We start from the raw sequence: 25,525 nt of genomic DNA, 5'->3' as shown, positions 1-25,525 counted from the left end.
TCCGGAACGTGCCGCTTCCGGAACCCGGCCTCACCCCGACCGGCCCGGCCCGACCGGCCTTGTGCGGCCGCCGGGGCTGGCGGGCCTCACCCGACAGGCCTTGTACGGCCGCCGGCTGGCTGGTCGCGCCCGACCTGCCTTGAGCAGCTGCAGGCTGGTCACGCCCGGCACGCCGCCGGTTGGACCGGCCGACCGCCGGGCCGGCCCGGGCGTTGGGTTCGCCGGGCGGGTGGCCGCCGGTTGGCCCGGGTTCGCCGGGGCGCGGGCCGCTTGTCGCGGTGCCCCCGTCTGCCGGGTTGCCGAAGCCGGCGCCCCGTCTACCCGGTTGCCTGCCGGAAGCCGGTGCCTCCGCCTGGCCGGGCGCCGGAAGCCGGCACCTCGCCCAGGTGGTCGCCGGGTCCGCCGGTTGTCTGGCCTGCGGGTTGCCGGCTGTCCGGCCTGCGCCGCCCGGGTGACGGTGGCCGACGTGGCCGCGACGGTGTCGCCGCGGTGGTGGTGTCGGCCGCCTGGGCGCCGGCTCGGGTGCCGACTTGCGTCGGTTCGGGCCGGCTCGGCGTCGGCCTGGTGGGCCGGCGCCGGTCGGGCGGGTCGCTGGGAACAGCCGTCGGGCGTATCGGCCGCCGGGTGGGCGGTCCGCTGGCGGCGATGGCCTCGCCGGGCGTCCCGTCCTCCCGGTTCGGTGGTCCGTACCGGCGGTGGAGTCCGCCGGGCGTCCCGTCCGAGGCCGGAAGTGATGCCGAAAAGTAATGCGATCTATGTTGTGCGATTAGCCTTCGATGGTCGAGCAAACCTCGTGTAACGCGAGGCTAGGTCGCGAGAGCCGCTTCGGTCAAGGACTCATGATTCGGCAGGGGATGGGACGTTAGGCACAGACCGATACACGCCCAGCTCACGTACGTTGGGGGCAATTCAGGCGTAGCGGGCCCAGATGTCGCGCATCGGCTCCCACTTCTCCCCCGCGCCTTCCTTCCAGTACGCGAGCAGGTACGCCGCGACGGGCGTGGCGGCGTCGTCCCACCAGATTCCCGCCACGGTCCGGCCCGAGACCTTGTACGCGTACTCGACGTAGTTGCCGTTGGTCCGCCCCGACGGCGTGGCCCGCTCGACGGCGGCGCCCACGCCCGGGGTGAGCGTACGGGCGTCGACGTTCTGGCCGAGCGTCGTCACCCGTGCCTTGTCCCGGTCGGCGGTGGTCGCGTACTCCACGAAGATCACGCTCATCGCGTCCATCTCGCAGCGCACCCGGGCCTTCTCGCTCTTGCCGAGCTTCGGGCCGCCCTTGTCGCCGTTGCCGGTGCAACCGGACAGGTGCGGCAGCCAGCCCTGCGCGACCGTAGCGAGCGAGCCGGTGAACTTCGGCTGGTTGATCGCGACCTGGTTCTGCTCGTACACACGCAGGGAGGGGCTCGTGCTCGGCGCGGGGCCCGCAACCGTGGTCCCGGCAGGGCTCGGATCGGGGGCGGTGGCGCGGCCGGCGAACCAGCCCGCCGTACCGAAGATCAGCAGACCGGCGACCAGCCCGGCGAGGGCCGGAATGATGAAGCGGCTCTTGGGCTGCTTGGGGGTGGGCTCGATGCGCGGGCCGCTGTAGCTGGGGGCGCCCTCGAAGCCGAAGCGGTCGGCGTCGGAGGCTCCCCGGGGGTACGGGTCCGCGTGGCCTCCCTGTCTCGCGTGCGGGTCCGCGGGGCCTCCCCGGGGGTACGGGTCTGCGGGCGAGCCGGTCGCGGCGCCACCTCGGGCGTACGGGTCCGCGGGCGAGCCGGTCGCGGCGCCGAAGCGGTTGCTGCCGTAGTCGGCATCGGGGGGAGCGTTGCTTCCCGCCCCGAACGGGCTGCTGCCGCCGATGGGCAGGCCGTACTCGTCTGTGCCGGCCGATGCGACGCCGTAGTCGTTGCCGGGGCCACCTCCGGCGCCTGAGACGGGGTTACCGGGGCTCGAGACCGGGTTGCCGGGGGCAGAGACCGGGTAGCCGGGGCCTGAGACCGGGCTGCCGGGGGCCGATACCGGGTAGCCGGGGCCTGGAACCGGGCTGCCGGCGCCTGAGACCGGGCTGCCGGGGGCCGAGACCGGGCTGCCGGGTCCTGAGACCGGGTTGCCGGGGCCCGAGGTGGGGGTCGCCGCGGACCAGTTGGGTGGCGCTGAGGTGGGGCCGGCGCCGGAGGTCGGCGCGGCGGTCCACGGGGCACCGCCGGACGTGGGCTCGGCGGTCCATGCGGCGCCGCCGGAGGTCGGGTGGGCGGCGGTGTGGAACGGGCCGTATTGCGGCGCCTGGGGGTCGGGATAGGGCACGCCGCCGGCCGGGACGCCGCTCGCGGGCGAGCTCCCCGCGGTCGTGGCCGGCGAGCTTTGCGGCAGGCTGTGCGACTGGCCCGTTCCGTTCACCGGAGCCATCCCCACCTCGTCGTTGTCGTGCGCCCCGGTCGTCGCCGGCATGGGCTGAGGATGCACACCCGGGGATTCCGGCACCGCCGGAGCCTGACCGGGCGCGATCGGATACTGCACGGTCGCGTCGGGATCATGGCCCTGCGCCTGCGGCGGAACGACCCGCTCCGGACGGCCGACGACCCCGCCGCGCGGCGCGACGGAAGCGGTCGCACCGGCGTCCTCAGGGACGGGTACGCCACCGCGCTGAGCACCGTGGGAGTCGTCTGTCACGACGTTGCAGATTACCAGTACGGCGCTATCGGCGATGCCCCGGGAGATCCACGCAGGGGAATGAATGCGCAGGTCGGACGGGTGTGATCGGAGCCACCGGTGTGCACGTGGCCAGGGCCGGGCCCGGACGGAAACGGCGGGCCGCTCCTGTTCCGGAGCGACCCGCCGTCTGGGGCGTCACGTGGTCTGCGCGTCACGCGTTTCGGCGCGTCACGCTGTCGTCCTTCGTCACGCGGTCCTTTTTCCTGATGCCGTTCTTGCCGACGTCACGCCGTTCTCTTGGCGTCACGCCGTCTTGCTGGCGTCACGCCGTCTTGCTGGCGTCACGCCGTCTTGCTGGCGTCACGCCGTCTTGCTGGCGTCACGCCGTCCTGCTTCGTTGCCTCGGTGATGGCCGGTGCGTTCCGGGGTTCTCCGTTGCGCAGCCGTCCCGTCCGGGCGGAGCCGTCAGGCCTCGGCCTTGACGGCGTCCGTCTCCTCGGGGCGGCGGCGCCGCGTCACGAGGATGAGGCCGACACCGCCGGCGGCGATGGCAGCGCCGACACCGGCAACCGTCACGACGTTGGCGCCGGTGACCGGGAGACCGCCGGAGCCGGAGCTGCCACCGGTGCCACCCGCGTTGTTCGAACCGCCGTCGTCCGAGCCGTTGCCGCCCGACCCGTTGTCGCCGGAACCGTCGCCGCCGGAGCCGTTGTCGTCGGAACCGCCGTCGTCCGAGCCGTTGCCGCCCGACCCGTTGTCGCCGGAACCGTCGCCGCCGGAGCCGTTGTCGTCGGAACCGCCGTCGTTGCCGCCGTTGTCGCCCGTCCCGCCACCCTCACCAGGGTTGTTACCGCCACCAGGGTTGTCACCGCCACCGGGGTTGTCACCACCACCGGGGTTGTCACCACCACCGGGGTTGTCACCACCACCGGGGTTGTCACCACCACCGGGGTTGTCACCACCGCCAGGGTTGTCACCACCGCCAGGGTTGTCACCACCGCCAGGGTTGTCACCACCACCGGGGTTGTCACCACCGCCAGGGTTGTCACCACCGCCAGGGTTGTCACCACCGCCAGGGTTGTCACCACCGCCAGGGTTGTCACCACCGCCAGGGTTGTCACCACCACCGGGGTTGTCACCACCGCCAGGCGTGTCACCACCACCGCCGCCGCCGTTGTCGGGGTCGCCGGGGTTGTCGTTACCGGGGGTCTCGTCGTCGCCGGCGGCCTTCGTCGCGGAGCCCTCGTTCGAGGCAGCAGGCTCGGTGAGGACGACGACACCGCGAGTGGAGACGTGGGTCGTGGACGCGGTGGCCGCGGAGGCACCCGCGAGGGCGGCCACGCCCACAGCACCGACTATGAAGCCCAGCCGCGCTACGGCGCGCACACCGCGATGGCGTGCGAGCTGGTTGGTTCGCATGTTCCTCCCCGTACTTCAGACTCGTCCGTCTTCAGTGGACAATGATCAACACAGTCCGGACGAGCAGATTACCGGCTTACCCACCAACTTTTCTATCCACCATTGACAATATGGTGGAAGACGGACAATCACCGTGCATCAATGGCCTCCTCGGCTTTCATCGAGCCGGCGCGACACGCGTACGGGGGTGAGTCCGCCCAGAGCTCAAGGCTTCCGAGGTGCAACCGTTACTGATTTGTTGACTCTGCTGCCGACTTGGGGCTGCCCAGCTGCTGTCGTCGTACGGCCGCCGGCTGGACCGAGCACCGAAACGCCGCTACGCAGAAGCACCCGCCACACACCGAAGCGCACGTGGAACGCGAACGTATTCGGTGTGAGCAGGCGCCCACCTTCTCTCGCCGTTTCGGCTTGCCTATGTGTCCGATATGGAACTTCACCGGCGCCGGTCTCTCACACGTGTCGAAGCGCTTTCCGACGCGTGCCCGTTCGTTCTTTCAACGCGAGCCGTAAGGGGCAACAGACACGTGCCGCCGAGGCAACACTGGGTGGGTGAAAGGAGGCGTTCACGACAAGTTGTCGTTCTCCTGGTCCGCCATGGCGTCGGCGTCGATCTGGTCGGCAAACTCCGCCGCCTCCGCGTCCCGGGCCGCCAGGGCGTCCTTCACCGCGCGGATGGCGACACCCGCCGGGTATCCCTTGCGGGCGAGCATGCCGACGAGGCGGCGGAAGACCTGGTCGGGTGTGCCGGTCGCCGTACGCAGCTTGCGGTCAACAAGGGCCCGCGCGGTGGCCGCCTCTTCGTCCTCGTCCAGCGTCTCGAGGGCCTCGGTGGCGACCTCGGCGTCGACGCCACGCTGGCGAAGCTCGTTGGCCAACGCCCGGCGCGCCAGGCCGCGGCCCTGGTGGCGGCTGGTGACCCAGGCTCGGGCGAAGGCGGCGTCGTCGATGATGCCGACCTCGTCGTAACGGTCGAGCACCTCGGCGATCACCTCTTCGGAGATCTCCTTGCGGGCCAGCACCTTGGCCAGCTCTGCCCGGGTACGCGGCCGCACGGCGAGCTGCCGCAGACAGATCTCCCGGGCCACTTCGGACTCGGGCCGGGGTGGTTCGGCCGGCCGTTCCGCGGAGCCGCCCCGGCGACCGCCCGTCGAAGCGTCGGAGGGGTCGGCCTGCCGGCTACGGGAGGCCCCACGCGCACCGCCCCGGCGACGGCTGTCCCGCGGTGAGCCGTCACCGTCCTCCGGCGGGCGGGGAGGAAGCGCATCCCACCCGCGCCCGGATCGTGCACCTCGTCGTCCGACCATCGCTCACCGCCTTCTGCAGCAATCTGTCACGGATGAAAGCCGACGTCGGTCTCGCCGTGCCCAGCCGTCGGCAAGCCGGCTGCAAAGACTCCGTCGTCATCGGCGGCACGGGCATGGACCCGCGGTCGGCTGCGATGACGACACTCGCGTCACCTGCGGCACGGGCATGGCGTCACCGGCAGCACGGATCCCGTCCCATCGTCGGCGCAACGGAGGCACGCACATCGTCGACGGGGCGCAGGCACGCAATGATCGCCAGGGTCGGAGCGGTCAGTTTCAGACCGCGCGTCAAACCCGGCGCCGGCTAACGACAGCATCCGGGACAGCGCTTGGGACGATACCGCTGCCGCCGGCATTTCGAGTCGCGCGCGACACAAGCCGTGGGACCGAGCGGGCGCAGAGCCGGGGAGTGGCGACGCCGGCCGACAACGAGCTCAGACCCGGAGCCGATGACCGGCCGCGGACCTCACATCAACGCCCGGCCAGCGACAGCCGCGGACCTCACACCAACGCCCGGCCAACGACAAACGCGGACCTCACATAAACGGCCGGCCAGCGAGACACCCGGGCTTACCGCGGACGGCTCGCCGACGACGAACGCAGACGCACCGCCGATGCCGTGCCGGCGACGTGGGTCGCCGGCACGGCGTGGCGAAAGCAGCGCCCGGGACGGGGCGTTCCGGTCAGAAGTCGACCGGGGGGAGCTCCGGGCCGCCTGCGGCGTCGCCGGTGGTCTGGCCGACGCCGAGCTTCTCGAGGATCTTCTTCTCGATCTCAGCGGCGACGTCCGGGTTCTCCTTGAGGAACTCGCGGGCCTTCTCCTTGCCCTGGCCCAGCTGGTCGCCGTCGTACGTGTACCAGGCGCCCGACTTGCGGATGATGTTCTGCTCGACGCCCACGTCGATCAGCGAGCCCTCGCGGGAGATGCCCTTGCCGTACATGATGTCGAACTCGGCCTGCTTGAACGGCGCCGCGACCTTGTTCTTCACGACCTTGACGCGGGTGCGGTTGCCGACCACGTCGGTGCCGTCCTTGAGGCTCTCGATGCGGCGCACGTCGAGGCGCACGGACGCGTAGAACTTCAGGGCGCGGCCACCGGTCGTCGTCTCGGGCGAGCCGAACATGACGCCGATCTTCTCGCGGAGCTGGTTGATGAAGATGGCGGTCGTGCCGGAGTTGCTGAGAATGCCGGTGATCTTCCGCAGTGCCTGGCTCATGAGGCGGGCCTGCAGACCGACGTGGCTGTCGCCCATCTCACCCTCGATCTCGGCGCGCGGCACGAGCGCGGCGACCGAGTCGATGACGATGATGTCGAGCGCGCCCGAACGGATCAGCATGTCCGCGATCTCGAGCGCCTGCTCGCCGGTGTCCGGCTGGGACACCAGCAGGGCGTCCGTGTCGACGCCGAGGGCGCGGGCATACTCCGGGTCGAGCGCGTGCTCGGCGTCGATGAAGGCCGCGATGCCGCCGGCGCGCTGGGCGTTGGCGACCGCGTGCAGGGCCACCGTGGTCTTACCGCTGGACTCCGGCCCGTACACCTCGATGACGCGGCCGCGCGGCAGGCCGCCGACGCCGAGCGCCACGTCGAGGGCGATGGAGCCGGTCGGGATGACAGCGGTCTGCACGACCGGTCGCTCCCCCAGCCGCATCACCGAACCCTTGCCGAACTGCTTGTCGATCTGCGCCAGCGCGAGATCGAGCGCCTTGTCCCGATCAGGTCCTGCCACCATGTCCGCCACCCCTGTATTCGACTTCGCAGGCGTCTTCGCCGCCGAGCTTCTGTTCACCACGCGGGTCACGCTAGACGGTGGGTCTGACAAAAACCGCCGCCCGGCCCGGAGCTGTGGATGACCACGCCGCTGAGGACAATAGCCGAACAGGTGTACGACGATCGAGCGACACGCCAGAACAAACGTACGAAAAAACGGTCAGCGCAGCCGCGCAGGCACCCGATCGGGGTACGCAGCCACCACGGCGCGCCACACGGTAGCTGTATCGACACCCTGAGCGATGGCTTCGTTGATCGTCCGTCCACCCAGGCCGGAGAAGGCGTGATCGGCGGCGAAGCTGCGCGCGTACGCGGCGCCGAAGGCCTGCTCGAGACGCTGCCAGAAATCCGTCAACCGCACCCGCCAAGCCTACCCGCGGACCCGGCGGAGCCCACGGATCACGCCAGCGCGGCCGCTCCCACCTTCAGGTCCTCGACCAGGCTCTGGTACGCGGCGTCGCGATCATCAGCGCGCAGCACGGCGGACGGGTGGATCGTGGCGAGCGCCTGGACCTCCGCGACCGGGAAGTCCTGGGGGTGCTGCGCGGACGCGGGCCACGGCATGAGCTGCCCCCGCGAGCGGGTGACCCGGAACGACGGCCCGAGCAGCGCCTTGGCCGCCGTCGCGCCGAGCACCACCACGAGCTCCGGCTTGAGCAGCGCGAACTCGGCGACCAGCCACGGGCGGCACGCGGTGATGTGCGCCGGCCCGGGGCTCTGGTGGATGCGCCGCTTGCCACGCAGCTCGAAGCGGAAATGCTTCACCGCGTTCGTGATGTAGACGTTGCCGGGGTCGAGGCCGGCGTCGTCCACCGCCTCGCGCAGCAGCCGTCCGGCCGGGCCGACAAAGGGCAGGCCCTGCTGGTCCTCGACATCGCCGGGCTGTTCGCCGACGAACACCACCCGGGCGTTGGCGGCGCCACGGCCGAAAACGGTCTGGGTGGCGTTCTGATACAGCTCGCAGCCTTCGCAGTGCGCTGCCGCGGCCTTGAGCTGGTCGAGTTCGTGCGCGTCCGGCGGAACGAAATGCTGCGCGCCGATGGGCGCCTCGGTCCTGGGCATGCACCGTTTCTACCCCTTGGCGTGCGCTCCACGCCCGGCGGCGTCACCTGAACGGGATCAAGCAGGCACGTGTCTCACCTCCCGATGATGGTCACGCCGGGCGAGTGGGCCGCCGCGGCCACGGCCTCGGCGAGCGGTTCCACGGCGTCATCGTCCAGCGCGCTGATGGTGATGCGTACGCCCGCCGGCTCGTCGATGCGGAACAGCGAGCCCGGCGCCACCGCGTACCCCGCGTCGCGTAGCGCCGTGACCAGGCGGGTCTCGTCGTCAGTGCGTACCCAAAGATTGATGCCTGTCGCACCGTAGGCCTTGACCCCGCGCGCGGTGAGCGCGTCCCGCAGAGCGTCGCGACGACGGTCGTAGCTTCGCCCGGCCGCGGCTATCCCGGCCGCCACCGACTCGTCCTGCCAGAGCCGCACCAGGAGCCGCTGCTGCACGGTGGACACCCAGCCGGCGCCTGTGCGCATGCGGCCCACGACGCGCGCGATCGTCACCCCGTCCCCGACCATGACCGCTGTGCGCAGATCGGGACCGAACGGTTTGGACGCCGAGCGGATGAACGCCCAGAAGGGGGTTGAACCGCTCAGCGCGTGCAGGGGGACGCCGGCCAGCTCGGCGGCATGGTCGTCCTCGATGAGCAGCAGGGCTTTCCCGAAAGACAGCGCTTCGCGCAGCTCCGCGGCTCGGCGCGCACTGATGGCGGCGCCTGTCGGATTCTGTGCCCGGGTTGTGACGACGACAGCTCTGGCGCCGGTCATCACTGCAGCGCGAACGTCCTCCGGTAGTGGGCCCTCGTCGTCCATCCGCACCGGCACGGTCTTCAACCCGAGCGCGGCGATGAGGTCGAGAAGGTTGGCCCATCCCGGGTCCTCGACGACCACGCGGTCGCCGGGGCGAAGGTGCGTCGTGAGGAGCCGCTCGATCGCGTCCAGCGCGCCGTTGGTGACGGCGATCGACGCGCTGTCCATCGGTACGCCGTCAGCCTCGAACCGCAATCGCGCAGCTTCGATCAGCTGAGGCAGCGGGCCGGCCGCCGCATAGCCGGATGGCGCACCGATCTCGTCGGAGACCGCACGCAGATGCGGCCCCAGGGGAGGCAGCAGCCGGACGTCGGGGTCTCCCGACGACAGGTCGAGCGCGCCCGGCGGCACGGGCAGGCGCAACGAGGCCCGCGGGCCGGACACCGGCGGACGCGGGCGGATCCGCGTGCCGCGCCGGCCCGAAGTCTCCACGATGCCGCGTCGCCGCAGCTCCTCGTATGCCTTCGAGACGGTCGCGGGGCTGACGGCCAGCCGGTCGGCGAGCGCCCGGATGGGCGGCAGCGCATCCCCCGAGCTCCATGCTCCACTGAGGACGCCCGACTCGATGCTCGCGGAAATCGAGGCTGCCGATGAGCCCTCGACCTGATATTGTTCTGGCACATCACAGATTATGTACTAGAACAAAGATCACGGCAAGCGATCATGTCGAGGAGGGGCCCGTGACCGCCGTCTACCAGCCCACCGCCCGGACCACGGCCACCCGAGACCGGGGGCGCATGCGCTACGACCACGAGGCGGCACACGCCATCCTGGACGAGGGGTACGACTGCGCGGTGGCGTTCGTGATCGACGGTGAGCCTCGTATCCTGCCCACGCTGCACGTCCGGGTCGGCGACACGCTGTACATCCATGCCTCGACCGGCGGAAGGCTCGGACTGACCGCGCGCGGCGACGGAATCCCGGTGTCCATCTCGGTGACGCTGCTGGACGGGCTGGTCTACGCGCGCTCGCAGTTCCACCACAGTGCGAACTACCGCTCCGTCGTGGTGCACGGAACCGCCCGGCCCGTCGCCGACCAGGCAGAGAAGCAGAACGCCATGACGGCCCTGGTGGAGAAGCTGGGCGCCGGCCGGTCGGCCGACAGCCGGCCGCCGACGGCCCGCGAGCTGGCAACCACCGTCGTCCTGTCCCTGCCGTTGCACGAGGTTTCCGTACGCGCCAGAGCAGGCGGTGTAGCAGAGGAGAGCGAGGATCTGCCGTTGCCGCACTGGGCCGGCGTCCTGCCGCTCCGCCGCATCGCGGGCCCACCGGAGCCCGACGCCGGAGTGGCTGCGGCGACCCCGGCCTACCTGCCGGGACCGACCTCACCGTGGCACACGGCGGCGCCCCTGACAGGAAAGCACGTGTCGCTGGAGCCGCTCGCCCCATCGCACGTGGACGGATTGCTCACCGCCCTCGGCGACGACGAGGTGTGGCAGTTCCTCACCGTCCCGCGGCCGGAGACGCGCGAGCAGATGGCCGACATCGTGCAGAACGCAGCCCGGCAGCAATGGCTCGGCGAACGGGTGGCGTGGGCCCAGTGCGACCCGGCCACCGGCGAAGTCATGGGTACGACCAGCTACCACGACATCGACCCGGCGGGCCGCGCCCTCGGCATCGGCCACACCATGCTCGGACGGCGGTGGTGGCGTACGGGCGTCAACACGGAAGCCAAGCTGCTGCTGCTGGAGCGGGCGTTCGACGTGCTGGAGGCCGAGCGTGTGTTCTGGTACACCGACATTCGCAACGAGCGTTCCCAGCGAGCGATCGCGCGGCTGGGCGCGAGCCGCGACGGGCTGCTCCGGCACCATCGCCGGCGACCGGACGGCACGTGGCGCGACACGGTCGTCTTCGCGGTCACGGCCGACGAGTGGCCCGGGGTACGGGACCGGTTGCGGCAGCGGCTCGCGGCGGGATGAAAGGGGCTCCGAAGGTCGTGACGCCGCCGTCTCTCTTCAGCACCACCGCCTCGCCTTGAGCACCGGCTCCGAGTACCCGCCTCGGGCACCAGCACCAGCACCAGCACCAGCTCCAGCTCCAGCTCCAGCTCCAGCTCCAGCTCCAGCTTCGGCTCCGGCTCCGGCTTCGGCTTCGGCTTCGGCTTCGGCTCCGATCGCCACTTCGGGCCGCAGGCGGCGTGCTCACGCGTGGGCAAGGCCACATGATCCTGCCCTGGCGGCCTATCGCCGGGAAGCCACTGCCGCCTCAGGATGGTGCCGTGCTGGGCATCACCGACTTCTGGACGTACGTGCTGGGGACCGTGGCGATCGTGCTGCTGCCCGGCCCCAACTCGATCTTCGTTCTCTCCGTCGCCGCTCAGCGCGGGGTACGCGCGGGATATCGAGCGGCCGGCGGCGTCTTCCTCGGCGACGCTGTGCTCATGGTGCTCGCCGCTGCGGGGGTGGCGTCGTTGCTGCGGACGTATCCGCCGGTCTTCATGGTGGTGAAGTACGCGGGCGGTGCTTACCTGGCCTGGGTCGGGTTCGGGATCATCAGGGGCGCCTGGCGGAAGTGGCGCGAGCGTGGTGCGGCGACCAGGGATGAGAGCGGCGCCGGGCGCGCGAGTGACGGCATCCCGGAAGCCACGAGCACGGCAGCCACCAGCACGGCAGCCACGAGTACGGGATCCATGAGTACGGCAGCCACGGGTGCGGGAGCCGCGAGCGCCAGCAGCACAGAAGACGCGAGCGCGGCAGCCGCGAGCGCCAGCAGCACAGTAGACGCCGGCACGGAAGACGCCGGCACGGGCGACGGCAGGTCGGGGGATGCGGTCGTCGGGGCGGGGATGCGGAGGCCGTTCCGGCGGGCTCTTGTCGTCAGCCTGCTCAACCCGAAGGCGATCCTCTTCGTGGTGTCGTTCTTCATTCAGTTCGTCGACCCGGGGTACGCCCATCCGGCCGTGTCGTTCCTGATCCTCGGCGCGATCCTGCAGGTGTTCAGCTTCCTCTACCTGAGCGGGCTGATCTTCGGTGGGCAGTTCCTCGCCGGTCAGTTCCGGCGGCGGCGCCGGCTGTCGGCCATGGCCGCCACGGGCATCGGCGCGGTCTTCGTCGGGTTCGGCATCAAGCTGGCCACGGCCACGGCCGGCTGACCGGGAACGCCACCGCCACGGCCGCCTGACCCAGAACGCCACGGCCACGGCCGGCTGACCAGGAACGCCACCGCCACGGCCGGCTGACCCGCTACCCAGCTACAGCCACAGCCGCCCGACCCGGAACACCACGACGACCCGGCCACCACCACAGCCAGCCGACCCGGAACGCCACGGCGACCCAGCCACCACCACAGCCGGCCGACCCGGATCTCAGCCCAGCTCTGCCAGCGCCCCCCGCAGCGCCGCGTTCAGCTGCGCGGCCCACTCCCCCTCGTCCGCTGCGTCGTGGGGCACTCGGAGCCGGCCGTACGCGTCTCGCGCCCGGGTCAGGAGGCCGGCGTGTCTCTCCAGCTCGAGGATCACCTCGATGCCCTCGGAGTCCGCGATGAACGTCAGCTCCAGTTCGTTCACCGGCCATTCGGGCGGCGCGGTGTGCTCGATCTCCTGGAAGAACGGGAGCTCGTGGCGTACCCCGTAGATCGCTCCTCTTTCCACGTCGGCGTGGCGGAGGTGGAAGCCGAGGCGGTTCAGGGCTGTCAGCACCTTCTCCTGGGCCGGCAGGGCGTGGACCGCGAGCACGTCCACGTCCCCGGTGTCGGCAAGCTCTTCGGTGGTCAGCTCGGTGCGCAGGCCGAGGGACATTCCGCTGAGGCGGTCACCGTACGCGTGGGTGATGGGTGTCTCCCAGGGCAGGGTGATGGTGAACGGGATGTCCTGGTGCTCGCCGGCCGCCAGCGTGAATCCCGCCGCCACCCACGCGCGGTGGAACTCGATCAGGGCGTCGCCGTCCTCGGCTTCGACTCTGGTGACGAGCCCCACCGCGACCGTGTCCACCGCCACGTCGTAGTCGCCGCCGGTGAGGCGGACCGCGCCCATCAGTGGGCTTCCGGGGTATGCGCCGGGGGTGGCGAGGACGGTGTCGACGCTGGGACCGCCGACGCCGAATGCGCGCAGCACCTTCTCGAAGACCATCCCCGCACCCCTCTCAGCGCATGCGCCTGCCGCCGCCACCGGGTCGGGTGACCGTCGCACCGCCTCGCGCAGCGCCCGCGACAAACCGCCCGCTCCAGCAGGTCAGCGCATGCGCCTGCCCACCGGTACGGGATCAGTCTCGTCGTCGAACTCGCCGATCACCTGCTCCAGCAGGTCTTCGAGGGCGACGAAGCCGACTCTTTCCCCGTCCCGGGTGACCATGGCGAGCTGGGCGCGGGCCGCGCGCATGCGGGTCACCGCATCCGTGACCGTGACCGACGCCTCCAGGTCGAACGGCGGGTCCATGAGCTGCGCTGCGGTCGCCGGTACGCCCGCGGTGGTGGCCCGGACCGCCTCCCGGACGTGGACGACCCCCACGACCTCCCCGGAGCCGGCCCCACCGGCACCAGGGGTCGGGAACGAGGAGCCCGGAAAAGCAGTGCCGGACGCCGACCCGGCCGGCGCGACCACGGCGAGCCGCGACCGTCCGCTGCGCTGCGACGCCGCCTCGACCTCCGCCGCCGACGAGCCGGGCGACACCGTCACCAGCTGGTCGTCCGGGATCAGCAGGTCCCGGACCTTCGTCTCCTGCAGCTTGAGCATGCTGGTCAGCAGCTCGGTCTGCTCGGCCTCCAGCAGGCCTTCCGCGCGCGACCGTTCCAGGAGGATGTTCATCTCCTCCGGTCCGTGCGCCTGGGCGAGCTGGTCCTGGGCGTGCACGCCGAAGGGTTTCAGGGCCGCGTTCGCCAGGCCGTTGAGCCCGACCAGCGCCGGCCGGATCGCCCGGACGAACATGCGGAACGGCAGCGCGAGGATCGTCGCCGAGCGTTCCGGGTCGGTGATGGCCCAGGACTTGGGCATCATCTCGCCGATCACGAGGTGCAGGAACGTCACCACGACGAGGGCGAGCAGGAAGGCGATCACGCCGCTGGCGACGTCCGGGAGGCCGGCCGCGTGCAGGAGCGGGTGGGTCAGGTGTTCGATGGCGGGTTCGGCGAGCGCGCCCAGGCCCAGGGTGCAGAGGGTGATGCCGAGCTGGGCGCCCGCGAGCATCAGGGCGAGGTCGCGGCTGCCGTCGAGCGCGGCGCGGGCCGCGCGGCTGCCCTCGGCCGCGGCGTGTTCGAGGCGGTAGCGCTTGCTGGCCACCAGGGCGAACTCGGCCGCGACGAAGAAGCCGTTGCCGGCGAGCAGGATCAGGGAGTAGATGATGGCCCAGGAGGTGCTCATCGCGACACCTCCGACGGGGCGGGCAGCGAGATGCGGACCGATTCCGGTACGTGGCGGTCCACCGACAGCACCGCGAGGGCCGTACCCGACTCGAGCGACACCGAGTCGCCGACCTGCGGGACCCGGCCGAGCTCGGCCATCACGAGGCCGGAGATCGTGTCGTACCCGGCGGCCTCGGGCAGGGCCACGCCGGTCGCGTCGGTGACCTCGTCGATGCGCCAGCGGGCCGGGACGATCCACGAGCCGTCGTCCTGGCGGGCCGGGGCGGGCTCGGGCAGGTCGTCCTCGTCGCGGATCGGGCCGACCAGCTCCTCGGCGATGTCCTCGAGCGTGATGATGCCGGCGAAGCCGCCGTACTCGTCGACGACGCAGGCGAGCTGGCGGTGGCCGGCGCGGAGCCGGTCCAGCACCACGGGCAGGCGCAGCGAGGCCGGCACGAACAGCGGCGGGACGGCGACCTCGGAGATCCGTACGCGGGACCGCTCCGCCGGGGGCACGGCGAGGATGTCCGCGATGCCGACGACGCCGACGATCTCGTCCACGCCCGTACCGGAGCGGACCGGGAAGCGGGAGCGGCCCGTGTCGAGCAGGTCCACCACCTGCGACGCCGGGTCGGAGGCCTGGACGGTGTGCACGTCGACGCGGGGCACCATGACCTCGGACGCCGTACGCCGCCGGAAGTCCAGGCCGCGGTCGAGCAGCGCGGACAGCTCGGGGTCGAGGTGCCCCTCGGCGCGCGACTCGGCGATGATCTGCTCGAGGTCCTCCGCGGTGGCGCCCTCGGGCAGCTCCTCGATGGGCTGGACGCCGATGCGGCGCAGCAGCTTGGCGGCGGCCAGGTCGAAGAGCTTGATCACCGGGCCGAAGACGGCGAGGTACATCAGCGTGGAGCGGCTGAGCGCCTTGGCGACCGCCTCCGAGCGGGCGATCGACAGGTTCTTGGGCGCGAGCTCGCCGAGCACCATCTGGATCACGGTCGAGACGGTCAGCGCCAGCACGAGCGAGACCGGCATGCTGACCGCGGCGGGCACGCCGGCGACGCCGAGCAGGTCGGCCAGGCCGTCGCCGATGAACGGCTCGGCGACGTAGCCGACGATCAGGCCGGTGACGGTGATGCCGAGCTGGGCGCCGGAGAGCACGAAGGAGAGGCGTTCGGTGACCTTGAGCGCGCGCTGGGCGGCCTTGTCGCCGGCCTCGGCCTCCTGCCGCAGGCGGCTGCGGTCCACCGCGACGTAGCCGAACTCCTGGGCGACGAAATAGCCGGTCACGGCTGTCACCGCGATCACGAGCAGCACGCCCGCGAGGATCAACACGGGAGGGGCCAGGACGCGGGGAGCGGGGGGACGGGGAGCCGGGCCGAGCCCGGCTGACTACTGCCGATCACCCGCAGAAGAATATCAGCGCCCGCTGGACGTTCGCTGGACGAAGGCCCGAGCGGGCGGAGACCCGCCCGGGCCCTCGGAAGGTCACGACCGGCTGATGACCACGTTGTCGACGGCCGCCTCGACGAGGCTGGCCGTACCGGCGTCCGCGGCCTCCACCTGCAGCCTGATGCTCTGGCCGGCGTACGCGGAGAGGTTCACGGTGGCGGTCTGCCATGCGGCGGCCCGGTTGCTCGCCGCACCGGCCTGGCTGAACACGGTGGTCGCCGAGCTGCCGGAGATCACCTGTACGCGGAAGTAGTCGGCGCTGGACGCGTTGTTGAGGTGCGCCAGGTACCACGAGAACGACAGCGACAGCGTGCCCGTGGGCAGCGTGATCGCGGGCGAGCGGACGGTGGTCGTACCGCCGTCGACGTCGTTGGCGCCCGCGCTCGCGCCGGCCGTCGCGCCGGTCACGAGGTCGTAGGTGCCGCCTGCGGCCGTACCGAGCTGGGTGGCGACGCCGGAGCTGGTCGCCGCGGGGTCACCCCGCTCCCAGACACCCGCGGTGGCGGTGTCGGTGCCGGCCGCGTTCGTCGTCCAGCCGGTGGCCGTCTCGAAGCCGTCGGAGTACACCGTCTGGCCGGGCGGCGGGGTCGTGGTGCCGGCAGCGAGCGTCCAGACCGCGTACGCGATCGCGTCGGAGTTGCGGTCCAGCGCGGTGTCGTTGATGTTCGAGATGGTGTCGCAGGAGCTGTGGTAGCAGGCGTCGAACGCGGCCTGCGTACCTCCCCACAGCTGGACCTGCGCGGCGGTCTTGCGCCCCTCGGCGCCGGTGAAGATGCCGCCCGCGGGGATGCCGGCGGCGATGAACGGCCCGTAGTCGCTGCGGCCGTCGAAGTCGGTGCCCCGGGTCGGTACGCCGATCGACGAGAAGTACGCCGCCAGCGTGCTCTCGATCTGCGCGGAGCCCGCGGGCCCGGGCCCCGAGCCGGTGCCGTCGGAGTTGTCGCCGTCGTAGAGGAAGTAGCCGGGGTTCGGCGAGCCGACCATGTCGAAGTTCAGGTAGCCGGTGATCGCGGCCTTCTGGGCGGCGCTGAGCGAGTTGACGTACGCGGTGGATCCGCGCAGCCCGAGCTCCTCCGCGCCCCACCAGCCGAACCGCAGGTGCCGTTGCGGCTGGAAGCCGGTGCGCGCCACGGCCAGCGCCACCTCGAGGTTGGCCGCCGAGCCGGAGCCGTTGTCGTTGATGCCCGGACCCGCGGTGACGCTGTCCAGGTGGGCGCCGACCATCAGCGTGTCGCTGGTGTCGCCGCCCGGCCAGTCCGCGATGAGGTTGTAGCCCGTGGCACCGCCGTACGTGAAGGACTGCTGCTGGGTCTGGAAGCCGGCGGCGTCGAGCAGGCCCTTCACGTACGTGACGGAGGCGAGGTAGCCGGGTTTGCCGTGCGCGCGGTTACCGCCGTTGGCGGTGGCGATCGACTGGAGCTGACTCAGGTGGTTCTTCACGTTCGCGACGGCAATGTCGGGTGGTGCCGCCACAGCCGACGAGGCCGAAGCCGGGGCCGCGGCGGCGACGGTCAGCAGCAGGGCCGTCGCGCCGATCAGGGGCAGTGCTCTCACGGGTCCTCCGCGGGTTCGGGGGGTCGCCGTCGCCTGTGGGGTGTGGCGGCGGCCACGCCGAGCATCGCAGAGAGAACGGTCGATGCACTCATACCGACTGAGCCATACCTCAGCCCTCGGTGTAGAAGGTGCTGACGATCATTCCCCAGGTCGCGAAGTTCGCCGGCCAGTCGAGGTCACGGGTCGTCAGGCCGAACGCGTAGGCATCGCCGTCCGAGGCGATCCACCGGGTCATCGCGTGCATGCGGTCGCCCGACGGGGTGTCGTACGCGTACTCCCAGTCGGCGGCGCGCGTGAGCGCGGGGACGCGGCGGATCGCGTACTCGTGGTAGGCGGGCAGGCCGCCCGCCCGCTTGAGCCGGCCGACCTCCGCGCGGCACGCCTTGACCGGGTCGCCCTTGGGGTTGCGCTCCGGGTCGATGCTCAGGATCCGCAGGTTGCCGGGGTCGCGGAAGCAGATCGTCGTGCCGACGCGCTGGTACGTCCAGCCGTCGGGCACCGCGATGTGGAAGTCGTCCAGCGTGAAGTACGACCAGCCGTCGTAGAGCGCCCAGCCGTTGCGGAGCTTCTGCGCGCCCGGCTGCGGCGTCCTGCGCGTACCGGAAGGAGGCGGGTTGAGGCAGTTGACCGGGCTGAAGCCCTCGGCGACGCCGCCGCCGGTCCCGGACGACGTCTGCACCTGCGGTGACGCGGCGACCGGCGGCGCCGGGGTGTCGTCGTGGCGCAATGCCAGCCCGGCGGCCACGCCGGCGCTGCCGAGCACCGCCACCGTCACGACCGCCGCCATCGCGAGCCGCGACCGCGGACGCGTGCGCGCGGAGGGTTGCCGCTGCGCCGGGATCAGCGGGGCGCTGGGATGCGCCTCCCGCTCGGGCGCCGCCACAGCCGGCCGCGCCGGGGCCACATCGAGGTCCGGCGGCCGGCGCGGGGACGGTACGGCGACGGTGACGGGCCGGGCCGCCAGGATTCCGCGCAGCCGCTCGCCCGCCTCCTCCGCTGTGAGCCGTTCGACCGGCTCGCGCCGCAGCAGACCGGTCAGCACGGATGTCAGCGGGCCCGCGCGTACCGGTGGATCCGGCTCGTCGGTCGCCAGTGCCATCAGCGTGGCCATGGCGCTGTCCCGCGCGAACGGCGAGCGGCCCTCGACGGCGAAGTACAGCGTCGAGCCGAACGACCACAGGTCGGACTCCACGGTGGACGCGCCGTCGCGCGCGCGTTCGGGCGACACGTACTGCGGCGAGCCGACGACCAGGCCCGGCCCGGTCACCGAGCCGTCGTCGACGAAGGTGGCCAGGCCGAAGTCGGTGAGCACCACGCGCCCGTCGGTGCCGATGAGCACGTTGTGCGGCTTGACGTCGCGGTGCAGCACCCCGGCGCGGTGCGCGGCGGTGATGGCCGCGAGCACGTCGAGGCCGATGCGGGCGGCCTCGAGCGGCGGGAACGGGCCGTCCTCGCCGACGACCTGGTGCAGCGAGCGCGACGGCACGTACTCCATCACGATCCACGGCAGGTCCTCGGCGTGCACGACGTCGTAGATCTTCACCACGTGCGGGTGGTTGAGCCGGGCCGCGCTGCGCGCCTCGCGCAGCGTCCGGGTGCGCAGCCGCGACTTCTCGTCGTCGGTCATCCAGTCCGGCGGGACGAATTCCTTGACCGCGACGTCACGGTCCAGCATCTCGTCGCGCGCGAGCCAGACCCGGCCCATGCCTCCGGCCCCGACCGGCTCGTCGAGACGATACCGACCGGCTATGAGCATCCGCCTGACCGCCATCGGCCCCCACCCCGTCGCTTCGTCATGAGGATAGTCGCGGGCCCCTGACCTGGCCTACCGCGATCACCCGGCCACCGCGTAGACCACCAGGTTGTCCCGGTATGACCGCAGGCTCCGGTCGAACACCCCGCCGCACGTGATCAGCCGTAGCTGCCGGTCGGGAGTCGGGCCGTAGACCCGGTCGGTCGGGAACGCCGACTTCGGGTACCAGGCCGTCGCGGTCACCGTGAACGTCACCGTACGGCCACCGCGGGTCACCTCGATCCGGTCGCCGGTGTCCACTTCGCGCAGCCGGTAGAACACCGCGGGACCGCTCTTGGAGTCCACGTGGCCCGCCAGCACCGCGGGTCCGATGTCGCCGGGTGCGGTGCCGTCGGCGTACCAGCCGGCGCGCGCGTCGCCCTGCGGCGGCACCAGCTCGCCGCCGGCGCCCAGATGGAGCGTCTCCAGCTCGGTGTCGATGCCGACGGTCGCGACCCGCAGGCGGGTCGGCGGGCCGTGCACCACCGGCCGGGCGGTCCGGAACGGGTCCGCGACACCTTCCGGTTCCGGCCAATCCGAAGGTACGGGCACAGCGGACCCGACGATGCCCGGCGGGACCTGGGCCCACCGGCCGGGCCCGGCGGTGCCCGGGGGCTCGTGGAGCAGCAGGTATCCCGTACCGGCCACGACGCCGGTGAGCAGGGAGGCCGCGACGGGTAGCGCGGCTCGGACGCGTACCTTCATCAGGCCGTTCGCCGCCCCCGCCGGAGCGCCAGGAACACGCCGCCGGTGATCATCGCGGTGAGCGCCGCCAGCAGCAGCGCCGCCGGGAGCGGGTCCCGCGGCCGGCTGCCGCCCGCCCCGGTGGCCACTCCACCCTGCGGCACACCGCCCTGACGCGCCGCGTCGATGTGCAGCTCCGGCTCGAGGCTGCCCTTCTTGCCGTCCAGCACGAGCAGTGAGTACACGTTGCCCGCGCCGAGCGTGCAGGGCAGGTCGCTGGTCGCGCCGCCGCCGCTGGGCTGCACCTTGACCGTCCACTTCCCGGGGTTCACCTCGCGGTATCCGGTGGTGGTGGCGAACGGGACCCGGTCGGCGATGGCGGCACCGTTGGCGCCGCCCACGTCCAGCACGGGTGCGCGTACGGAAGCCTGGATGATCCGGATCTTCGACTCGTCGCGGCCGGGCAGCCGCAGGTCGTCCTTGAACACGCGCAGGCCCAGGTCGGCGTAACGGCCCACGCCCGCCACCGTGTACGCCCCGCCGTCGCCCACGGTGACCTGCGTGGTGAGCACCGGGCGGGTGCTGGCCGGGGCGCCCGCCTTGCGCATCGCGACGGAGTAGGAACCCGTGGGCAGCCGCAGGTAGTTCGACATGGCGCCGTACGCGACGCCGTCGAACTTCTGATCGTCGACCGCGCCGGACTGGGACTTCAGATAGACGTCGACCGCCGGGGTGTCCGGCGAGAGGTGCGCGAGCCGGACATAGCCGGCGCCGGCGGCCCGGGCGGGGGACGCGGCCATGCCGAGCACGACCAGCCCGGCCAGCGCCCCTGCGACGATGCGTTTCACGAAGCCTCCTGCTTCTCGGGCCGGTGTGGCGTCGGCATGGCGGCGATCGATGCGTACGCTCTGCGTTCATCAATGTGCCGCACGTCACCAGACCCGCACCATGGTCCGTCCGGCCGGGCGCGGCCGCTGCCCGAGCGTCCGTCCTGTGGTCCAACGTCTGATTGATGCCCGTCGTCTGATCGGTTCGGCGTCCCCCATTCGGACCGGTGACGCCGGTGGATGTCCCCGGGCCGGGCATTTTTGTCGGACCCCCGGGGCACCATGGGGACTGTGCGAGACGTGCTGGAGCAGTTCGGCCTGCCGACCCGGGAGTGGTTCAAGGCCGCCTTCGCCGCGCCCACCGCCGCCCAGGCCGGGGCGTGGCGGGCGATCGGCGCCGGGCGCAACGCGCTGGTCGTGGCGCCGACCGGCTCCGGCAAGACGCTCGCGGCGTTCCTCTGGTCGCTGGACCGGCTGGCCCACGAGACGGTGCCCGAGGACCCGAAACACCGCTGCCGCGTGCTCTACGTCAGCCCGCTCAAGGCCCTGGCGGTCGACGTCGAGCGCAACCTGCGCGCCCCGCTGACGGGAATCCGACAGGCGTCCGGGCGCCTGGGCGTGCCGCCGCCCGACATCACGGTCGGCATGCGCACCGGTGACACCCCCGCCGATGAGCGGCGCAGCTTCGCGCGGACACCGCCGGACATCCTCATCACCACGCCGGAGTCGCTGTTCCTGCTGCTCACCTCGGCCGCGCGGGAGTCGCTGCGCGGCGTCGAGACGGTGATCATCGACGAGGTGCACGCGGTCGCGGCCACCAAACGCGGCGCCCACCTGGCGCTGTCCCTCGAGCGGCTCGACGCGCTGCTGGAGCGTCCCGCCCAGCGCATCGGCCTGTCGGCGACCGTGCGGCCCATCGAGGACACCGCCCGGTTCCTGGGCGGCGCGCACGACGTCGAGATCGTGCAGCCCGGCAGCGCGAAGACCATCGAGGTCTCCGTCGAGGTCCCGGTCGAGGACATGACCCGCCTGGACGAGGTGCCCGACGTCGACGCCGACGACCCGGGCGCCGGCCGGCACTCCCCCTCCATCTGGCCTGCCGTCGAGGAGCGGGTGCTCGACCTCATCCAGGCGCACCGCTCGACCATCGTGTTCACCAATTCCCGGCGCGGCGCCGAACGGCTCTGCGCGCGCATCAACGAGCTGGCGCTGGGGCGCGCCGGCGGTGAGCCGGCCCCCGCCCCGGCCACGCGTCCGCCGGCCCAGGTCATGGCCCAGTCCGGCGAGGCCGGCGGCGCGCCGCCCGTGGTCGCGCGGGCTCACCACGGCAGCGTCTCGCGCGAGGAGCGCAAGCAGATCGAGGAGGCGCTGAAGTCCGGCCAGCTGCCCGCGGTCGTCGCCACGTCCAGCCTCGAGCTCGGCATCGACATGGGCGCGGTCGACCTCGTGGTGCAGATCGAGGCCCCGCCGTCGGTCTCGGCCGGCCTGCAGCGCATCGGCCGCGCCGGGCACCAGGTCGGCGCCATCTCCCGCGGCGTGGTCTTCCCGAAGCACCGCGGCGACCTCGTCTCCTGTGCCGTCGTGGCGGAGCGCATGGGCGAGGGCGCCATCGAGGAGCTGCGCTACCTGCGCAACCCGCTGGACGTGCTCGCCCAGCAGATCGTCGCGATGGTCGCCCTCGACGAGTGGCACCTCGACGACCTCGCCACGCTCGTGCGCCGGTCCGCGCCCTATGCGGAGCTGCCCGACTCCGCGCTGCACGCCGTGCTGGACATGCTCTCCGGCCGCTACCCGTCGACCGCCTTCGCCGAGCTGCGTCCCCGCCTGGTCTGGGACCGCACCACCGACCAGCTCACCGGCCGCCCCGGCGCCCAGCGCCTCGCCGTCACCAGCGGCGGCACGATCCCCGACCGCGGCATGTTCGGCGTCTTCCTCGCCGGCTCGGAGCGGGCCTCCCGCGTCGGCGAGCTCGACGAGGAGATGGTGTACGAGTCCCGCGTCGGGGATGTCTTCCTGCTCGGCTCCACCTCGTGGCGCATCGAGGACATCACCCCCGACCGGGTGCTGGTCTCCCCCGCGCCCGGCGCCCCTGCCCGCATGCCGTTCTGGAAGGGCGACGCGCTCGGCCGCCCGATCGAGCTGGGCCGGGCCATCGGCGCCCGGCTGCGCGGCCTGACCCGCGCCGGCGACGAGACCGCCGTCGCCTCGCTGCGCGAGTCGGGACTGGACGAATGGGCCGCGAACAACCTCATCGCCTATCTGCGCGAGCAGCGCGAGTCGACCCGCAACCTGCCCGACGACCGTACGGTCGTGGTCGAGCGCTTCCGCGACGAGCTGGGCGACTGGCGGATGACCGTGCACTGCGTACTGGGCGCCCGGGTCAACGCGCCCTGGGCGCTGGCCATCGCCCGCCGGCTCGGCGAGCGGTACGGCGTGGACGGCCAGGTCATGCCCTCCGACGACGGCATCGTGGTGCGCCTGCCGGACACCGCCGAGGAGCCGCCCGGCGCCGACCTGGTCGCGTTCGACCCCGAGGAGATCGCGCAGATCGTCGAGGAGTCGGTCGGCACGTCGGCGCTGTTCGCCTCCCGCTTCCGCGAGTGCGCCGCCCGCTCCCTCCTGCTGCCCCGCCGCGATCCCCGCCGCCGGCAGCCGCTGTGGCAGCAGCGCCAGCGCTCGGCCCAGCTGCTCGACGTGGCCCGCGAGTTCGCCGACTTCCCGGTGACGCTCGAGGCCGCGCGCGAATGCCTGCAGGACGTCTTCGACGTGCCCGGCCTGGTCGGCCTCATGCGCGAGATCGGCGGGCGCAAGGTCCGGCTCGTCGAGGCCGAGACGCCGCGGCCCTCCCCGTTCGCCCGCTCGCTGCTCTTCGGGTACGTGGGCGCCTTCCTGTACGAGGGCGACGCGCCCCTGGCCGAACGCCGCGCCGCCGCCCTCGCGCTGGACTCCACGCTGCTCGGCGAGCTGCTGGGCCGCGTCGACCTGCGCGAGCTGCTCGACCCCACGGTGGTCACCGAGAGCGAGAGCCAGCTGCAGTGGCTCACCACGCAACGCACCCCGCGCGACGCCGAGGACGCCGCCGAGCTGCTCCGGCTCCTCGGGGACCTGTCGCCGGCCGACCTCACCGCCCGGTCGGTGGATCTGGACTGGATGGAGCAGCTGGCCGGTTCGCGGCGGGCCATCCGCGTCCGCATCGCCGGCGAGGAACGCTGGATCGGTGTCGAAGACGCGGGCCGCTACCGCGACGCGCTCGGCGTGGCCCTGCCCGTCGGCGTGCCCGAGGCCTACCTGGAGCCGGTGGCCGACCCGCTCGGCGACCTCGTCGCCCGGTACGCCCGCACCCACGGCCCGTTCGCCGCGGCGACCTGTGCGGCCCGCTTCGGCCTCGGCGTCTTCGTCGTCGAGCAGGCCCTCAAGCGGCTCAGCGCCACCGGCCGCGTCGTCTCCGGCGAGTTCTCCCCGGGCGGCGCCGGCACCGAATGGTGCGACGCCGAGGTGCTGCGCCTGCTGCGCCGCCGGTCGCTCGCCGCCCTGCGCCGCGAGATCGAGCCGGTGCCGCCGCGCGTGCTGGCGGCGTTCCTGCCCCGGTGGCACCAGATCGGCGGCAACGCCCGTGGCATCGACGCGCTCGCCGCCTCGATCGAGCAGCTCCAGGGCCTCGCGGTCCCGGCGTCGGCGTGGGAACGCCTCGTCCTGCCCGCCCGCGTCGCCGACTACGCGCCGCCCCAGCTCGACGAGCTCTGTGCGGGCGGCGAGGTGCTCTGGGCCGGCTCCGGCAGCATCTCCGGCGGCGACGGCTGGGTCACCCTCGCCTACGCCGACAGCGCCCCGCTGCTGCTCACGCCGCCCGACGACGAGCTGGCGCTCACCCCGCTGCACCAGGCGGTGCTGGACGCGCTCGGCGACGGGCAGGCGCTGTTCTTCCGTACGCTCTCCGACAAGGTCCACTCCACCGACGACACCGGGCTCGCCGCGGCCGTGTGGGACCTCGTCTGGGCCGGCCACCTCACCAACGACACGTTCGCCCCGCTGCGGGCCCTGCTCGGCGGCAGCGGCGCCCACCGCGCCAAGGCCGCCCCCGCCCGCACCCGGTACCGCCGCCCGGGCCGCCCCGGCCGCCCGGTCATGCCGTCCCGCGGTGGGCCCCCGGCGATGGCCGGCCGCTGGTCCCGCCTGCCCGACCGCGACCTCGACCCGACCCGCCGCGCCGCGGCCCAGGCCGACCTCCTGCTCGAACGCCACGGCGTCGTCACCCGCGGAGCCGTCATGGCCGAGGGCGTCCCCGGCGGCTTCGCGGCGGTCTACCCCGTACTCGGCGCGCTCGAGGAACGCGGAGCGGCCCGCCGCGGCTACTTCGTCGAGGGCCTCGGCGCCGCCCAGTTCGCCGTCCCCGGAGCCGTCGACCGCCTCCGAGCCCTCGCCGAACCGGCCGAGCTCGCCAAACGCACCGGCGCCACCGCCGTCGTCCTCGCGGCCACCGACCCGGCCAACCCGTACGGCGCGGCCCTGCCCTGGCCCGACCGCATCGTCGACAGCGGCAACGGCGAACCCACCCCCGCCACCGGCCACCGGGCGGGCCGCAAAGCCGGCGCCCTGGTCGTCCTCGTCGGCGGCGACCTCACCCTGTACGTCGAACGCGGCGGCCGCACCCTCCTGTCGTACACCGACGACCCGGAAGCCCTGATCGCGGCGGGCCAGGCGCTCGCGGGCTCGGTGAAGTCGGGAGCACTGGGACCGATGTCGGTGGAACGGGCGGACGGGGAATCGGTGCACTCGTCGCCACTGCGGGACGCATTGACGGCGGCGGGCTTCCGCGCCACGCCGCGCGGGTTGAGGCTGCGCGGCTGAGAGCCGACCGATAGGGGGCGGCGGGCCGGCATTCTTCTCGCGGCCGCGCTGCTCCTCCGCCCGGCCGCCGCTGTTCCTCCCGCAGTGCCGCTTCGCCGCGCCGCTGT

The 25,525-nt window shown here is 72.5% G+C and carries 17 protein-coding genes; 4 read left to right on the top strand and 13 right to left on the bottom strand.

The features are described from left to right. Window positions 1–909: 909 nt before the first annotated feature. Window positions 910–2,433 carry a hypothetical protein gene (locus tag COUCH_RS08735; protein ID WP_249611562.1) on the bottom strand — a complete coding sequence of 508 codons (1,524 nt, stop codon included), beginning with the start codon at window positions 2,431–2,433 and terminating at the stop codon, window positions 910–912. 639 nt (window positions 2,434–3,072) lie between these two features. Between COUCH_RS08735 and COUCH_RS08730 the strand changes: the two genes are divergently transcribed. Beyond that, window positions 3,073–4,101: a hypothetical protein gene (locus COUCH_RS08730; RefSeq protein ID WP_249611561.1), complete on the top strand. Its 1,029-nt coding sequence runs from the start codon at window positions 3,073–3,075 to the stop codon at window positions 4,099–4,101. 518 nt (window positions 4,102–4,619) lie between these two features. Here COUCH_RS08730 and COUCH_RS08725 read toward each other — a convergent pair. The 5 genes from COUCH_RS08725 to COUCH_RS08705 all read right to left on the bottom strand — a co-directional run bounded on the left by COUCH_RS08725 (window position 4,620) and on the right by COUCH_RS08705 (window position 9,611). Next, complete coding sequence (locus tag COUCH_RS08725) at window positions 4,620–5,360, bottom strand: regulatory protein RecX (protein WP_249611560.1); 741 nt, start codon at window positions 5,358–5,360, stop codon at window positions 4,620–4,622. Window positions 5,361–6,043: 683 nt separating this feature from the next. Continuing rightward, window positions 6,044–7,090, bottom strand: a complete 1,047-nt coding sequence (gene recA, locus COUCH_RS08720) for a recombinase RecA (RefSeq protein WP_199510960.1) — start codon at window positions 7,088–7,090, stop codon at window positions 6,044–6,046. 198 nt (window positions 7,091–7,288) lie between these two features. Next, on the bottom strand, window positions 7,289–7,489 hold the full coding sequence (locus COUCH_RS08715) for a DUF3046 domain-containing protein (RefSeq protein ID WP_249611559.1): 201 nt from the start codon (window positions 7,487–7,489) through the stop codon (window positions 7,289–7,291). Window positions 7,490–7,527: 38 nt separating this feature from the next. Continuing rightward, complete coding sequence (locus COUCH_RS08710) at window positions 7,528–8,190, bottom strand: UdgX family uracil-DNA binding protein (RefSeq protein ID WP_249611558.1); 663 nt, start codon at window positions 8,188–8,190, stop codon at window positions 7,528–7,530. A gap of 74 nt (window positions 8,191–8,264) precedes the next feature. After that, entirely contained in the window at window positions 8,265–9,611 is a 1,347-nt protein-coding gene (locus COUCH_RS08705) for an aminotransferase class I/II-fold pyridoxal phosphate-dependent enzyme (protein ID WP_249611557.1), read from the bottom strand. 59 nt (window positions 9,612–9,670) lie between these two features. Between COUCH_RS08705 and COUCH_RS08700 the strand changes: the two genes are divergently transcribed. Next, window positions 9,671–10,909 carry a bifunctional pyridoxamine 5'-phosphate oxidase family protein/GNAT family N-acetyltransferase gene (locus tag COUCH_RS08700; protein ID WP_249611556.1) on the top strand — a complete coding sequence of 413 codons (1,239 nt, stop codon included), beginning with the start codon at window positions 9,671–9,673 and terminating at the stop codon, window positions 10,907–10,909. A 299-nt stretch (window positions 10,910–11,208) separates the two neighbouring features. Beyond that, window positions 11,209–12,081 carry a leucine efflux protein gene (locus COUCH_RS08695; RefSeq protein WP_430640904.1) on the top strand — a complete coding sequence of 291 codons (873 nt, stop codon included), beginning with the start codon at window positions 11,209–11,211 and terminating at the stop codon, window positions 12,079–12,081. A gap of 213 nt (window positions 12,082–12,294) precedes the next feature. Here the strand turns inward: COUCH_RS08695 and COUCH_RS08690 are convergent, their stop codons facing one another. The 7 genes from COUCH_RS08690 to COUCH_RS08660 all read right to left on the bottom strand — a co-directional run bounded on the left by COUCH_RS08690 (window position 12,295) and on the right by COUCH_RS08660 (window position 20,591). Continuing rightward, window positions 12,295–13,056 carry a sporulation protein gene (locus COUCH_RS08690; RefSeq protein WP_249611554.1) on the bottom strand — a complete coding sequence of 254 codons (762 nt, stop codon included), beginning with the start codon at window positions 13,054–13,056 and terminating at the stop codon, window positions 12,295–12,297. Between the two features lie 102 nt (window positions 13,057–13,158). Beyond that, window positions 13,159–14,283 carry a hemolysin family protein gene (locus COUCH_RS08685; protein ID WP_249611553.1) on the bottom strand — a complete coding sequence of 375 codons (1,125 nt, stop codon included), beginning with the start codon at window positions 14,281–14,283 and terminating at the stop codon, window positions 13,159–13,161. Then, the gene (locus tag COUCH_RS08680) at window positions 14,280–15,596 is read right to left on the bottom strand and encodes a hemolysin family protein (RefSeq protein WP_249611552.1); all 1,317 of its coding nucleotides are present in this window, start codon (window positions 15,594–15,596) and stop codon (window positions 14,280–14,282) included. Before COUCH_RS08680 ends, COUCH_RS08685 begins: the two co-directional genes overlap by 4 nt. Window positions 15,597–15,749: 153 nt before the next feature. Beyond that, complete coding sequence (locus COUCH_RS08675) at window positions 15,750–17,267, bottom strand: M28 family peptidase (protein ID WP_249611551.1); 1,518 nt, start codon at window positions 17,265–17,267, stop codon at window positions 15,750–15,752. Between the two features lie 109 nt (window positions 17,268–17,376). After that, window positions 17,377–19,038, bottom strand: a complete 1,662-nt coding sequence (locus COUCH_RS08670) for a serine/threonine-protein kinase (protein ID WP_249611550.1) — start codon at window positions 19,036–19,038, stop codon at window positions 17,377–17,379. A 63-nt stretch (window positions 19,039–19,101) separates the two neighbouring features. Next, entirely contained in the window at window positions 19,102–19,764 is a 663-nt protein-coding gene (locus COUCH_RS08665; protein ID WP_249611549.1) for a class F sortase, read from the bottom strand. Further along, window positions 19,764–20,591, bottom strand: coding sequence for a DUF4397 domain-containing protein (locus COUCH_RS08660; protein WP_249611548.1), 828 nt, complete (start codon window positions 20,589–20,591; stop codon window positions 19,764–19,766). Before COUCH_RS08660 ends, COUCH_RS08665 begins: the two co-directional genes overlap by 1 nt. A gap of 261 nt (window positions 20,592–20,852) precedes the next feature. Here COUCH_RS08660 and COUCH_RS08655 point away from each other — a divergent pair, with 261 nt between their 5' ends. Then, window positions 20,853–25,418 carry an ATP-dependent helicase gene (locus tag COUCH_RS08655; protein ID WP_249611547.1) on the top strand — a complete coding sequence of 1,522 codons (4,566 nt, stop codon included), beginning with the start codon at window positions 20,853–20,855 and terminating at the stop codon, window positions 25,416–25,418. Window positions 25,419–25,525: the final 107 nt, after the last annotated feature.

Origin of the sequence: Couchioplanes caeruleus (assembly GCF_023499255.1) — a bacterium.
GTDB lineage: Bacteria > Actinomycetota > Actinomycetes > Mycobacteriales > Micromonosporaceae > Actinoplanes > Actinoplanes caeruleus_A.
The sequence above is the reverse complement of the archived record's forward strand: the minus strand, read 5'-3'. Positions and strand labels throughout refer to the sequence as shown.